Source organism: Puia dinghuensis, assembly GCF_014642875.1.
Taxonomy (GTDB): Bacteria; Bacteroidota; Bacteroidia; order Chitinophagales; family Chitinophagaceae; genus Puia; species Puia dinghuensis.
The window spans coordinates 674,642-687,420 of the sequence record NZ_BMJC01000005.1 but is presented as its reverse complement, the minus strand read 5'-3'; the positions used below and the strand labels follow the sequence as shown (position 1 = coordinate 687,420).

The window sequence follows — 12,779 nt, the reverse complement described above, 5'->3', positions numbered from 1 at the left end:
AGCGCTCGCTCCTGTTTGGGAGGATGCTTTTTTCCAAACTCCACTTTTTTATTCATATTTTCGGGATTCCTCATAAACAGGTGCATTCCAACTGCAGACGCCTCCATGATGGGAGCAGGCGCCCCTACCTTTAGCAGTTGATGTAGTGCCATCACAACATTGAGTTGTATAATAAGCGATACGTTTTTGAATAGGGTTTATTTTGTCATGAAGGATTACAGCATCTTTATTACCCAATTGTATGGCTGATTTACAGTCGGTGACTGCCTCCTGTATTTTTCCTGTTTTGCTATAACAGATCGCTCTGTTGTAAAGAAGATTAGAGTTAGGCGAATTTTCTCCGATTAACCGGTTAAGCTTATCAAGCGCAGGTAGATACTTTCTGGATTTGACAAGGTCAATGGCTTCTGTTATAGCGATATCTAGGCTGTCTTTTGCTATGAGATCTTTCTCATCTTTTGATGATGCAAAACCTAAGGCACGATGTAATTCGTTGGATGCTTCATCTGTCTTGTGCTCTTTCTCAAGTTTGGTGCTTACCTGAATATAAAAGTTTAAACTGTCTTTTTTTTGTTGGTCATTCCTTGCAATCTCCGATTTGCCTTTTTCGTCCTGCTTGTCAATTTCGGCATAATGAAATGCTAAAGGAATAGCAGCCGCAAAGAGCGCCACTCCAATAAAAGACTTTACCTTTATTGTTAATCGAAATCTTAATGTTTTCTCAATCCAACGGTGTCCTGGTGGAAGGAGGATAAAACCCAAGAGACAATAGAGTAATGCAAGGAAAGGATGTTGTATTGATCCAAGTGCCCCTAAAAGAAAAAATATGCCGAAAAACCAACCTAAAAATGCCAGAAATCGATTATTTTTCATGGGAATGGGTTTAAGTTGTTTACAACGAATGAATGGGTAAATTATTTTTACGAGCTTTTAAAGGAACTGGATTTTTGTCACTAATCTGTTACTTATTTTTCTCAAATCCCCTAAAACCGGGTCTTTTCAATTTCTGTATTGGGAAGTAGACTCTCCGCCTACGGCGCTGGTTTGAACCTGAAAATCAGTACATCAATGTAGTGACTACAGGGAACGTGTAGGGCCCGTGAGGCACATTGGTTTTCAATTGTTGCCGGGTTTCCTCCAAATCCTACGTTTCCTACGAATCCGAGAGATTGCCCCTGATGGCTTACCGCCCAACAAAACCAAAGCACTTTTGATAAAATCGTCCCACGAGTGGCATGGGGGTCTCTTTGTCTTGCATAGCGGCCTTGAAACCCAGAAACCATAAGATCAGGAGAGGAATTAACACGCTCAAGGAAGAAAGGTCCGCGTAAAACAGGTCTGTACCCAGTGCCTTATAGAGAAGGATGAAAAAGAGTCCTGTAACATATAGACCAAAAGATTGCCGAAGATGGAGAAGGCCATTAGCCGCGCGAAGGTGGAGACGGAAGTTACGAGGAATGTATAATTAGGTGAGAAAAAGGATCATAGCTTGATGTTCTATTGCTGCTTTGGCATAAAAGTCTTTTAAAGCTTCAAAATTATCCGCCAAGTAGGTTGTCCAATCCGAACTGTCGTCCCACTGTTCCGGGTAAATATGATGCGCATTCAGCTTTTCCGCATCATACCGCTCCATAAGTGCAGTGGCAGAAAGGGAAGATATCGCCTGATGAACGGCCTGTACTTCTTCTGACGTCAAATACTTTGCTGGGCCGTAGCCTAACTCTTGCTCAGGATCCACTGTACCATTGCCAAAGATGGTCCAGGAAAGGGGAGGCGTGGCACTACTCACGTTTTCCAGTGTGTGACCTGTTAACAGAAAGGAAAGTGCATCCCACGACTTATCGATATCGAAGAATTCCTCCTCATCTCCTTCGACGCTGTCAAGTCGCTCTTCCAATAGGGCGCTATCCTTTAGATAGGTCTGAAGCTCGGCGGCTGGTATCCTGATAAATTGTCCGATCATGCTCATAGCGGCACATTTTTTTGTGCATCTAAAATAGTCAATTTTATGGGAAAAGGTAAGCGTATAAAACCAACGGAGGTTAAAAGAAAGCCGGATGGGTATATAACGGAGGATCAAGTTCGGGTGATTCAGGTGAAGGAATGGTTATCCCTGAAGGAGGTAGCTTTACTGTTGAATGTGTCGCCGCTGACGCTGAGAAGGTGGGTGCTGGCTGGAAAGATGAGATCGGAAAAGGTGGGTAAGAAGCATTTGTTTGAAAAAAGGTCTTTGAATAATTTGCTTATGTGAAATTCATGAGTAATTTAAAGATTCTGATTCAAAAAAATTATTTAATGAAACTTAAACTTCTAGTTGCGCTATTGCTAACAGAGCAAATTGTGATTGGACAAGGACTTGCTCAAAAAGCCGACACAAGTAATTACTATGATTATTTTTCTTCTTATCAAACAAATAAAAACATTCGGGGACGGAAACTGACAACGAACTGGCTGAGAAAAAATGAGGCAATACCTGTGATTATGGATGAACTCCAAAAAGGAGGATTTGACTGGCTTTATGATAACACGCTTTTCAAAGTAGATTCGGGACAGTATGTTGTTCTTGCCGCCTATAGTCGTAAGTCAAATTTTGGTTTTCTCTATATAGAAGGTCACGAAGTTCCACCTTCGAAAAGACACCGAAGGGAGTTGAGTCAACAAAGCGACAGAGGCGTTGACTATTTCTCCTGTGAAGAGACGCCAACAGGAGAACCTAATTTTGTAAAAATCAAAAAGCTCCCTAAAAATATTTTTATTCTTAATGAAAATTGTTATTGGTATCAATACACGGAAAATCCTGTCGATAATAATTTTCTGATAACTAAGGAAATAGCTTTAAACATTTTGCGGCAAGACATCAAAGCATATTTAATAAAGGCTCCTAAACCGAAACAATAAAGGGAATTCCCGCCGTCGCTTATATCGTTGTCAATAGTAATATTTGGGGCGCTGCAAAGGCGAGGTGTTTTCCAAAATACCCGATAAAACTGAACATTAAAGTGTGCGAAACCGAACAGGTAATAATCAACGGGAATTCTTAACTAATTGATTGATAAATCGTAAGCAATTGGGCATATTTTTGGCCGCAATCAGCGGTATTCATAAACAAAACGCATGTTCCAAAACTATTTAAGGATCGCATGGCGCCACCTCGGCAAGAACCGGGGCTACACCGCCATCAATATTGCCGGCCTCTCCATTGGCATGGGCATCGCCCTCGTCATCGGTCTCTGGATCACGGACGAAGCAACCTTCGATCACTATGCCCCCAACCACAGCCGCCTCGCCGCCGGCATGGTCAACATGCATCTGAATAATGCCGTCAAAAAGGGAGAATTCTTCACCGGCGGGATGATCATGATGCCCCTCGGGAAGACCCTCGGCACCGAGTACAAAGATCTCTTCACTCGCGTTGCCATGACGCACCCTAACGGCAGCCGCCTCTTCAACTACGGCGACAAGACCGTTAGCGGCAAGGCCCTGACGGCCCAGGCTGACCTTCCCGGGATGTTCGGCTACCGGATGCTTAATGGCAATGCCGACGCTACAAAAGACCCTTCCACCATTATCATCGCCCAGTCCCTGGCTACGGCCCTCTTCGGTAACGGCGACCCCCTGGGCAAAACCGTAAAAGTCGATAACACCCTGGAATACCGAATCGGCGGCACTTATGCCGATCTGCCAAAGAATACCACTTTCAATGGTCTTCAGGCCGTGTTCCCCTGGGGCAATGCCGAAAATAGCTACCATCGCGACAACAGCAGCTGGCAGGACCATTGCGGCGGCCTTTACGTGGAACTGGCCCCGGGCGTCACCGCCGAACAAGCGACCGCAAGGGTAAGAAACCTTATTACTCCCTACGAAAAAGACGTCCACGAAGAGGTCCTGATCTACCCGCTGGATAAAGCTTACCTATATAGCCAATTTGAATTTAATAAACCCGCCGGCGGCCGCATCACCATTGTTTGGCTCTTCGGCATCATTGGCGTTTTCGTGCTGCTGCTCGCCTGCATTAATTTTATGAATCTGAGCACGGCCCGCAGCGAAAAACGCGCAAAAGAGGTCGGCATAAGAAAAACCATCGGCTCGCTCCGCAGCCAGCTCATCGCCCAATTCCTCAGCGAATCCGTTTTGCTGGCCGTCATTGCCCTCTTCATCGCCCTGGTTCTTGCACAAGCCTCGCTGCCCTTCTTCAACAACCTCGCCGCCAAACAGATGTCCATCCCCTGGGACAACCCGTTGTTTATCATCGCGATGGTTGGCTTCACAGTCTTCACCGGCCTGCTCGCCGGCTCCTATCCTGCCTTCTATCTCTCGGCATTCCGTCCCGTCAAGGTCCTCAAGGGCAAACTCCAGGTAGGCAAATCGGCTTCCCTGCCTCGCCAGATCCTCGTCGTGCTGCAATTCGCGGTCTCGCTCATCCTCATCATCGGGACGGCCATCGTCTACCGCCAAATACTCTTCACAAAAGATCGACCCGTCGGCTACAACCGCGAAGGCCTCTTCACGGTAGACATGAACACCCCCGAAATCGGCAACCATTACGAGGCCCTTCGCGCCGAACTCATTCAGAAAGGTCTCGCCGCAAACGTTGCCGCCTCGGACATGAAACCCACCGACTTTGAGGATGGAAACGGTATCGACTGGGCCGGCAAACGCCCCGATCAGAATACCATTGGCTTCTACAACGTCAACATCACACCCGACTACGGCAAAACCATCGGCTGGACCATCACCCGCGGCCGCGATATGTCCCGCGATTTCCCTACGGACAGCAACGCCGCGATCCTCAATGAAAAAGCTGTCAGGTCCATCGGTTTCAAAGAACCCATTGGCCAGATCGTAAAGCTCTTCGGGAAACCCTATACTGTCGTAGGCGTTTGCGCTGACATGGTGACCAATGACCCCTACGATACCGCAGAAAACGCCATCTTCGTAGGAGGCCGGTACACCGGCGAGATGATCGTAAAGGTGAAACCCGGCAATGACCTGCACAAGACCCTCGCCGCCATGGGATCGGTCTTCAAAAAATATAATCCTTCGAGCCCCTTTATCTATAAATTTGTCGACAAGGCCTATGCCGCCAAATTCGAAGCCGAAGAGCATATAGGCAACCTCGCCGCGGTCTTCACAGGTCTTGCGATCTTTATCTCCTGTCTCGGGCTTTTCGGTCTCGCCGCCTTCGTAGCCGAACAGCGCACAAAAGAGATCGGCGTGCGCAAGGTTCTCGGCGCAAGCATGGTCAACCTCTGGGGCCTGCTCTCAAAAGAATTCCTGAAGCTCACCGGCATCGCGATCCTGATCGCCGTACCGTTTTCCTACTATTTCATGAGCAAATGGCTGGAGGGCTATCTCTATCACGCTCCGCTGTCTTCGTGGATCTTTGTGTCCGCCGGCGCAGGGATCATCGTCATTACCCTGCTCACGGTGAGCTACCAGTCGCTAAAGGCCGCACTGATGAACCCCGTAAAAAGTTTGCGATCGGAATGATGCTGACTTTAGGTTTGTAAGATTAATTGTTGACTAGTATTTTCCATATATTGGCTCAAGTTATGCCCAATACATTTTGTTACTAATCTGGGACTAAATTTGCTGAAACGCCCGGGAATCGGGTGTTTTCATTTTCTGTATTGGGGAGTGAACATGCTTCCAGGCATGTTGTGCCGGTGCATTATATTATGAGCCCCCTATTTTCAGGGGTTTTCTTTTGTCTCCTTGAATAACCCATATTTGACTGTGCTGGCTGTTTTAAGCCACTTCCGTAGGTTTGTTAATAAATTTTGCAGTATGAGAAGAGGATTTCAACGGATTTTAGTCTGTATCATATTCTTAGCCTCATTTCAATCTGTTTCCGCACAACCTAAAAACTCTTCTAACAGGCTGGAACAATCAATTTATTTTAGTGGGAACTCATTTGATAAGTTTTTTTTCCAAGATTATCCATCGAAGCGCGTGTTTACCTTCGAAAGTTGTCAATTTAAGGATATTGAAAGTGTTCTAAACCAATTTAGAAAGCTATCGTTTATCAAATGCAATCTGAATAACTATGCATCATTTTTTTCTTCAGAAATTGGTCGTCTTAATCTGTTTCATTGTTATTTGTACCATCCATATTTCACAGGATGCACAGTTGATACTTTAAACTTTATATCCACGACACTTAACTGCCCTAGTTTTTATTCTTGCTTTTTGAGAGGAATAGTTGATTTTGAGTATTGTAAGATTACGGATAGCGCAGATTTTTCAGATTTGAAATTAGATCCTTCTGTTAAATTCATATTCCAAGCGACAGAATTCCCACACTTTTTTGATCTTTCACAACTAGTAAATATCCCCACTGAGATTGATTTAACCGTTGCCAATTTTGCAGAGAATACACAAGATAACAGAATATTTATTTGCTTATATAACACTGATGTGTCTAAAATTAAAATGGATTATTCACATTTTACTTTATGGTTGCCCGATTCTATTCGATATAAAATGGGTAGGTCAGTTGAAAGATTCTCTAGTGAAGACAAAGTATCAATTTATGAATCGTTGCTGAATAACTTTAAAAGTAGAGGACAGTTGGAGAGTTATGAACGGCTGGATCATGAATACAGAGATTATAGGTCTAGGAGACATTGGTACTTAAGACTGCTGGCTTTAATAAATAGAATATGGTGGAATGACGGATATACAAAAGGATTGGTTTTCTTTTGGGCTGTAATATTCAATGTGATATTCACGACAATTAATTTTTTTATTTTGTCAAAATTAAACGAGCACGTATACGAGATGGAAAATTTGCCAAGTTTAACTGATATGAAGATCGCCACCAAATGGTGGTATAGCCTAATTTATACAGTAGGTATTTTTTTTTCGCCTTACGTTGAAAATGGAGAAATTGAAGTATAAAAATAAAGTATTAACCATTTATATTGTACTTATATATACGGTGGGTGTTATTTGTCTTGCCTATATGGCGAATTTCGTTTTGCAAAAATAGCGTTTGGTGAAAGTAGAAAGTACGAACCTAATTGGGTACCCTAACAGATAGGGGAAGAGAATATCTTAACTTAAGACAAAGCAATTGTGGATTGTCTACTGCGAAACACAAAGGATCCACGGGCATTCGACGGTTTAAATCGAAAATCATTATTCACAACAACCCTTCCAACTTCATCGACAAATACCCCTCCGCTGGAATAATCAGGTGATCGAGCAATTGCACGTCGTATCCCGGATGGCTGATTGTGGGCAAGGATTGTAAAAAACTGCCAAAAAATTCATAAATTTGATCAAATTATTAGCAAATGCTGCCAATTGTTCACCGGATCGCCAATGAGTACAAAGCTAATCTTCAACAACTTTATGGAGATAAGCTGGTGGAGGTGATTTTATTTGGGTCTTATGCCAGAGGCGATAACCGCGAAGAATCGGACCTGGATTTTGCAGTGGTATTGCGCGATCCGAACACTCGCACATCTGCGGAAATTGCTAAAACCTCCGCTATTGGCTCAAGATTATCTTTGAAGTATGGATTGATGCTTTCATCTTTGCCCACCTCATTAGAGAAAAAAGAGACATCCATGCAGGGTATTTACCGGGAGATCAGAAAGGACGGTATTGTTATATGACGTCTTCGGCATATACCGAATCTTTGAAAGCCTTGGCCAAAGCCGCTGATGCCCTTGAAAATGCAGAATACAATCTAAAAGGTGGGTTCATTGCGGCAACAGCTAATCGAGCTTATTATGTTTGTTATTATTGCATAATTGCTTTACTCTATTCTCAGGATGTATATGCAAAAACACACCAGGGAGCCAGGGCCAAATTTTCCGAACTATTCATAAAGACTTCCATTTTTCCTGTTGAAATTTCTGATTCTATTGCTATGCTATTTGATTATCGGCAGGAAGCAGATTATGACCTGGATGAAGATATCACGCAGGAAGAAGCGGCAATCTTAATCAGGAAAGCAAACGAATTTTACCAGCTTACCAAAGCATATTTCCAACAATTCGGCCAGGGTGCTACAAATTAGTTTTGCCTCTGATTATCAGGGGTTTTCTTTTGCTTTTATGTGCCTTTTCTGCCTTTATTAGCCAAAAAGTTGTTACCAATTAAAGTTAACCCCTATTGTCAGATCAAGTCTTGACTAATTCAACTCAGGAATTGAGGAACCCGATGAGCCCTACCAGGAATTTTTCATCCAATTCCTCATTCGCATTGGTGTCGAAATAGTCGTTTACTTTTGACTTCTCCGCGGACAAAACCTTCTTTATGACTCCTGCCCTTAAGGGGATGGCCTGTAAGGATCCACCCTTGAGGGTGAGATAATAAGTGTATTCATCAACGAATTCGTCATATAATTCGCCGTTCTTCACTCTCATCATGTCGTGAGGATCGAACTTGACTAAGGTGGTTTTGGTGAATTTGAGCAATGAATATTTATCGTTCTTTATCAGAATCTCAAAGTAGTCCGTCGTACGCCCCGGGATATAATCTGAAGCGATCTCAAATGTATGCGGTTTGTCTGTGTTAAGCGTGAATGCATGAATTTGGCTTTTATTCACCAGGTAGACGGCATTAGAATCCGGCACCTGGATAAAGAGCTCCTGGCGCACCTTGTCAAACAGATACATATATTTGTCGCCCAGTTTTTCGTTGGAATTAGTTATAAGAGAACCTTTGCTCCAGGTAGGATAAAAAAACTGACTTCCCTTGACTCCGGATGAATGGCTTCGTAATCCTTCGAACCCGCTCTGCCGGGTACCGTATTTGGCAACGTCGGCGAAATCGGCGCGCATTAAATCCTCATTGCCTCCCTGGGCGTGGCTGAATACTGACAGCAGCAAACAGCAGGCGGTTAGGAATGCGGTTCTCATAAAAACAGGGTTTAATCTAAATGTACTAAATATTTGGTTGCAAGCGCTGATGAAATTATGTATCATTTTTACCGCTTTTTATGAACCGGATCCAGGTCGTTGTTGAAGAGGCGTGGATGGGCTAATAGACTGAAACGCCCGCCAATCGGACGTTTCAGTTTCTGCATTTGGAGAGATTAGGGGGTAAACAAGTTTAGTAGTCGGACTTTGACGTATTTTTTGAGATAAGATCGAAAATGTTAAGGGCTACTTTGGTTCCCTGGATCAGCCCGGTATCTATGGAGGGTTGGTAGTGGAGGCCCGCATAAATTCTCGAATTGCCTGCATCTTCGCCAATGGCCTTGAAAGATGAATAAGTTCTTGGGGCGAAACCCAGGTAGTCATAAGTATGGTCTGTGAAACTGCCGATGTTGCCGAAAAGTTTTGTAAAAGCTTCAGCTGTAGCCGAAGAAATGATTGCGTGGGCCGAAGGGTACTCCGGATGAGCCGGAGTGGTCAGCAGAGAATTCCAGGTGGAATAGCCCATTACTCCCCGAATATATGTGATTGGCCTCACCTGGTTGTATTTGTATTTGGATTGCCAACAACTAATGCTCGCATCATTGATAGAGGCGCCTGTCAGGGCATAGGCTAGCGCGGCCTGTCCCAGCCGGGCGCCAGTTTGCTGCAACACCTCGTGAAGGATATTGAGCCAATGCCCGGGGGATGTGACACCTGGAATGTCTCTCCAGTATAAGGCCATTGCCGTTTGGCCCGCGGTGAGGTTTTGAGAGGCAGTATAGACCTGCAACACCATTTTAAAAAAACCAGAACTAGGGTCTGTAGAATAGGGGAAAGGCAGGGGGCCGCACTGGGTATTGTCGATACTTCCGGCAATTGTTGGCCGAAGGTTGCCCCAATATGGCGTGCTTGCTGCCGCAAATGCGGGTGGCGTTGGCACCCAAAGACCCGAGCCTACCGGAGGAGTGTAGGGATCGCTTGCATGCTTATATCCATCCGTCTCGGACCAATTGAAAACAGCATCTGCAACGGAGGCTCCGAAAGTGGAAGAGCGTTGGATAACTTCCGGCTTTTCGGCGAACGAAGCTTGGATAGCGGATTCCAACGAATCGATCGCGGCACTGTCGATGGAGGTTGCCTTGGGAAAAAATTTATGGTTGATCTCGGCCATTGCGGCGTTCAACGACTGTGGCCAGAAATATCTTTTCCATTCAAGGGCCTGTGGCAAGCCGGAGAGGCCGTTCCAATGTATCGTCAACCATTTGTCATCGGTAATGCCCTGGGCAATCGATGTGGGTGGTTGACCAATGGGGGGTGCTGCCGGAAAAGGCGGGTTAGGGTACTCTTACGATCTCAATGTTTTTTGGCGGGGAAATGATGAGGGGGTATCGCTCCAGTACGACGTTGCTGTCATCAATGCTGTACTCTTTTTCTTCGCTTAGGGAGATGCTTTTTAGCAAGAAATACACATTGAGAAATAGCGTGTTGATCAGGTTCAATTCGTTCTGATAGCTTAGGAAGCGTTGCATGACGACAAAACGGAAATCCCCAATCGTGGTAGTCAGATCGGAAAAGCAATATTTGGGCTGAATGGTAATTTCTTTTCTCCGGATCATATCAGCGGCTACCTTTTGCATGAGCAGTTGTACCCTTGGGGCGATGCGGAAGCCCAGCTTGAGATTGACATAGATGACATCTTCGGGAGCGATGACATGGCATTCATAGGCGGTGGTGTAAGGATGATCCTGGACCTCTACGTGAACGAACCAATAAAGGAGGGCTCGCTTGGGTTGGTGATCAAGAATGGACTGGACTATTTTATCCTCGATCTTATTTGGTGTGGTACTGGAAGTGATATATACCAGGTTGGAGGAAAATAAGGGAATGGTGTCATCGTTGCTTAATTCCCGCAATTTCGGGAGGACGGTCTGGACGCTGACATATTGGGTTAGTGATCCTTTCAAATTGGTGACGCGATACCATACAAACATTATGAAAGCGTAGACTACCCCCAGCAGTAAGGTAACCCAACCGCCATGTGTGAATTTTTGTAAGTTGGCGGTGAGGAATGACCCTTCGATGATCAAATAGGTTAGAAATATCAACAAGACGAGGAACCGGTTGGTCCGTTTGAAATAGAGATATCCGGTGATGAGAAAGGTGGTCATGAGCATCGTGATGGTGACAGATAAGCCAAAGGCAGCCACCATATTGTCGGACGATCTAAAACCCAACACCACAGCACAGCAGGCGATCATCAGCAGCCAGTTCATTGAAGGTAAATACATTTGACCGCGGATGTCGGTAGGAAAGATAATCCGCATTTTGGGCCAGAGGTTCAGGCGGATCGCCTCACTGATCAACGTGAACGTGCCGCTTATAAGGGCTTGGCTGGCAATAATCGTGGCCAATGTCGCTATCACGATCGCGGGTATTAAGAGCGGCCGGCTGACCAGGCCAAAAAAGGGATTTAAAGTGTCCCCTTGCTGTCCAAGGTGCTGCATCAGCCAGTGGGCCTGGCCCAAATAGCACAGGACGAGACAAACCTGGATATACGACCAACTTACCCGGATATTCTTTCTTCCGCAATGCCCCAGATCACTATATAAGGCTTCCGCTCCTGTCGTACAAAGGAACACGCCGCCCAACAAATAGAACCCACCCGGATAATGGGCGATCATGTCATAGGCCCGTACCGGGTTAAGCGCCCTGATAATGGAGGGGTCCTGCCAAACGCCAATGAGACCGATGACGGCGATCATCGTGAACCATACGAACATGATGGGCCCAAACAATTTTCCGATGAAGGAGGTTCCGGCCCGCTGAATGAGGAAAAGGATAATGATAATGGCCAGCACTATGGGAATGATGGGAATGTCAGGACGAATGATCTTCAGGCCTTCGATGGCCGAGGTGACGGATATCGGAGGGGTAATAATGCTATCCGCCAAAAGGAAACTGGCGCCCAGAATGGCCGGAGCGATCAGCCATTTGCTATACCGCTTGATCAGCGCGTATAGCGATAAGATGCCACCCTCCCCGTTGTTGTCCGCTCTCAAGGTGATAATGACATACTTGATGGTCGTCTGAAACAAGAGCGTCCAGAAAATGGCGGAAACGCCGCCCAGGGCAATCGTTTCGTTGACGGCCGTTTTGTCCAGGATCGCGTTGTAGGTGTAAAGTGGAGAAGTCCCGATATCACCGAAGACAATACCTATGGAAATTAAGACGCCGGCTGCTGTCAATTTGTTCGTCGTGCTTTCAGAGTCGACTTTTGAGGGGTTCTTGTTGGTCATGCTCCAAGATAAAAAATATTCAATTGACGAGCACGAAGAACTACAAAAAGGGAAGAATTTCACGGGAAGTAGGCGGGGCACACTGCCGATTTCCTGACACCTGATTTTCAAAACTCAATCGAATTCGACCATATTAAACTACTCGACTCTAAAGGGTTTTCTAACCTCCGCCAGTCACTTATAGATGCTTTGATTTTTATTTTCTTACATCGCTGTATTTTATGCTGTAGCTCACTATTGGGAAAAGCACGCTCTTCCTTGAAACTCACAATAGTCAGGGAGTCGAAAGGAATAGATATGTTGAAAGCTTGCTTTGGGGCCAGCCGTAAATCCTTTTTGAGAAACCTTGCCTTCTCCCATGTTCCCCAAAAACCTTCGTCGTCTACATAGAAGTTAAGTACCAGATTGGAGAAGTTTAGAGCAGCATTTGAATGATTAATAAAGTGCACACTAATATTTTGAGGCACTTTTCCCACCCGGTGAGCGGAAATATTAAATTCGTATTCAATTGCCGGTTTTTGAAAAGAGGCCAGTCCGTAAAGCCCCGTCAATAGCAATATTGCCTTTGTAACGTGCATAGTTTACTTCCCCCCATTCGGTGAATTTACGC

Annotated in this window: 12 protein-coding genes; 6 read left to right on the top strand and 6 right to left on the bottom strand. The window is 45.2% G+C overall.

The genetic code is table 11. The annotated features are described in order from the left end of the window. Window positions 1-48 precede the first annotated feature (48 nt). A complete protein-coding gene (locus IEY39_RS24405) occupies window positions 49-873 on the bottom strand; it encodes a DUF3761 domain-containing protein (protein ID WP_188936597.1) in 825 nt (274 codons plus the stop codon). Between the two features lie 592 nt (window positions 874-1,465). After that, on the bottom strand, window positions 1,466-1,969 hold the full coding sequence (locus IEY39_RS24400) for a YfbM family protein (protein ID WP_188936596.1): 504 nt from the start codon (window positions 1,967-1,969) through the stop codon (window positions 1,466-1,468). 39 nt (window positions 1,970-2,008) lie between these two features. Between IEY39_RS24400 and IEY39_RS24395 the strand changes: the two genes are divergently transcribed. The 6 genes from IEY39_RS24395 (at window position 2,009) to IEY39_RS24370 (ending at window position 8,029) form a co-directional block, all read left to right on the top strand. Beyond that, on the top strand, window positions 2,009-2,251 hold the full coding sequence (locus tag IEY39_RS24395; protein ID WP_188936595.1) for a helix-turn-helix domain-containing protein: 243 nt from the start codon (window positions 2,009-2,011) through the stop codon (window positions 2,249-2,251). A 44-nt stretch (window positions 2,252-2,295) separates the two neighbouring features. Further along, the gene (locus IEY39_RS24390) at window positions 2,296-2,898 is read left to right on the top strand and encodes a hypothetical protein (RefSeq protein ID WP_188936594.1); all 603 of its coding nucleotides are present in this window, start codon (window positions 2,296-2,298) and stop codon (window positions 2,896-2,898) included. A 216-nt stretch (window positions 2,899-3,114) separates the two neighbouring features. Continuing rightward, window positions 3,115-5,490: an ABC transporter permease gene (locus IEY39_RS24385; RefSeq protein WP_188936592.1), complete on the top strand. Its 2,376-nt coding sequence runs from the start codon at window positions 3,115-3,117 to the stop codon at window positions 5,488-5,490. 297 nt (window positions 5,491-5,787) lie between these two features. After that, window positions 5,788-6,900, top strand: a complete 1,113-nt coding sequence (locus tag IEY39_RS24380) for a hypothetical protein (RefSeq protein ID WP_188936591.1) — start codon at window positions 5,788-5,790, stop codon at window positions 6,898-6,900. Between the two features lie 398 nt (window positions 6,901-7,298). Beyond that, window positions 7,299-7,622, top strand: coding sequence for a nucleotidyltransferase domain-containing protein (locus IEY39_RS24375; protein WP_188936589.1), 324 nt, complete (start codon window positions 7,299-7,301; stop codon window positions 7,620-7,622). Window positions 7,623-7,645: 23 nt separating this feature from the next. After that, the gene (locus tag IEY39_RS24370; RefSeq protein ID WP_229689074.1) at window positions 7,646-8,029 is read left to right on the top strand and encodes a HEPN domain-containing protein; all 384 of its coding nucleotides are present in this window, start codon (window positions 7,646-7,648) and stop codon (window positions 8,027-8,029) included. Between the two features lie 124 nt (window positions 8,030-8,153). Here IEY39_RS24370 and IEY39_RS24365 read toward each other — a convergent pair whose 3' ends face one another. From IEY39_RS24365 to IEY39_RS24350, 4 genes are all read right to left on the bottom strand, one after another. Then, window positions 8,154-8,873 (bottom strand): hypothetical protein, encoded by a 720-nt coding sequence (locus IEY39_RS24365; protein WP_188936585.1) that lies wholly within the window; start codon window positions 8,871-8,873, stop codon window positions 8,154-8,156. A 193-nt stretch (window positions 8,874-9,066) separates the two neighbouring features. After that, window positions 9,067-10,131: a vanadium-dependent haloperoxidase gene (locus tag IEY39_RS24360; protein WP_188936583.1), complete on the bottom strand. Its 1,065-nt coding sequence runs from the start codon at window positions 10,129-10,131 to the stop codon at window positions 9,067-9,069. Window positions 10,132-10,207: 76 nt separating this feature from the next. Then, window positions 10,208-12,169, bottom strand: a complete 1,962-nt coding sequence (locus IEY39_RS24355; protein WP_188936581.1) for a KUP/HAK/KT family potassium transporter — start codon at window positions 12,167-12,169, stop codon at window positions 10,208-10,210. A 107-nt stretch (window positions 12,170-12,276) separates the two neighbouring features. Continuing rightward, on the bottom strand, window positions 12,277-12,747 hold the full coding sequence (locus tag IEY39_RS24350) for a hypothetical protein (RefSeq protein ID WP_188936579.1): 471 nt from the start codon (window positions 12,745-12,747) through the stop codon (window positions 12,277-12,279). Between the last annotated feature and the right edge of the window lie 32 nt (window positions 12,748-12,779).

Bases quoted from the DNA above. Each gene is read 5' to 3' on its own strand.
- IEY39_RS24405 (WP_188936597.1), bottom strand. From the start codon at position 873: ATGAAAAATAATCGATTTCTGGCATTTTTAGGTTGGTTTTTCGGCATA.
- IEY39_RS24400 (WP_188936596.1), bottom strand. From the start codon at position 1,969: ATGAGCATGATCGGACAATTTATCAGGATACCAGCCGCCGAGCTTCAG.
- IEY39_RS24395 (WP_188936595.1), top strand. From the start codon at position 2,009: ATGGGAAAAGGTAAGCGTATAAAACCAACGGAGGTTAAAAGAAAGCCG.
- IEY39_RS24390 (WP_188936594.1), top strand. From the start codon at position 2,296: ATGAAACTTAAACTTCTAGTTGCGCTATTGCTAACAGAGCAAATTGTG.
- IEY39_RS24385 (WP_188936592.1), top strand. From the start codon at position 3,115: ATGTTCCAAAACTATTTAAGGATCGCATGGCGCCACCTCGGCAAGAAC.
- IEY39_RS24380 (WP_188936591.1), top strand. From the start codon at position 5,788: ATGAGAAGAGGATTTCAACGGATTTTAGTCTGTATCATATTCTTAGCC.
- IEY39_RS24375 (WP_188936589.1), top strand. From the start codon at position 7,299: ATGCTGCCAATTGTTCACCGGATCGCCAATGAGTACAAAGCTAATCTT.
- IEY39_RS24365 (WP_188936585.1), bottom strand. From the start codon at position 8,873: ATGAGAACCGCATTCCTAACCGCCTGCTGTTTGCTGCTGTCAGTATTC.
- IEY39_RS24355 (WP_188936581.1), bottom strand. From the start codon at position 12,169: ATGACCAACAAGAACCCCTCAAAAGTCGACTCTGAAAGCACGACGAAC.
- IEY39_RS24350 (WP_188936579.1), bottom strand. From the start codon at position 12,747: ATGCACGTTACAAAGGCAATATTGCTATTGACGGGGCTTTACGGACTG.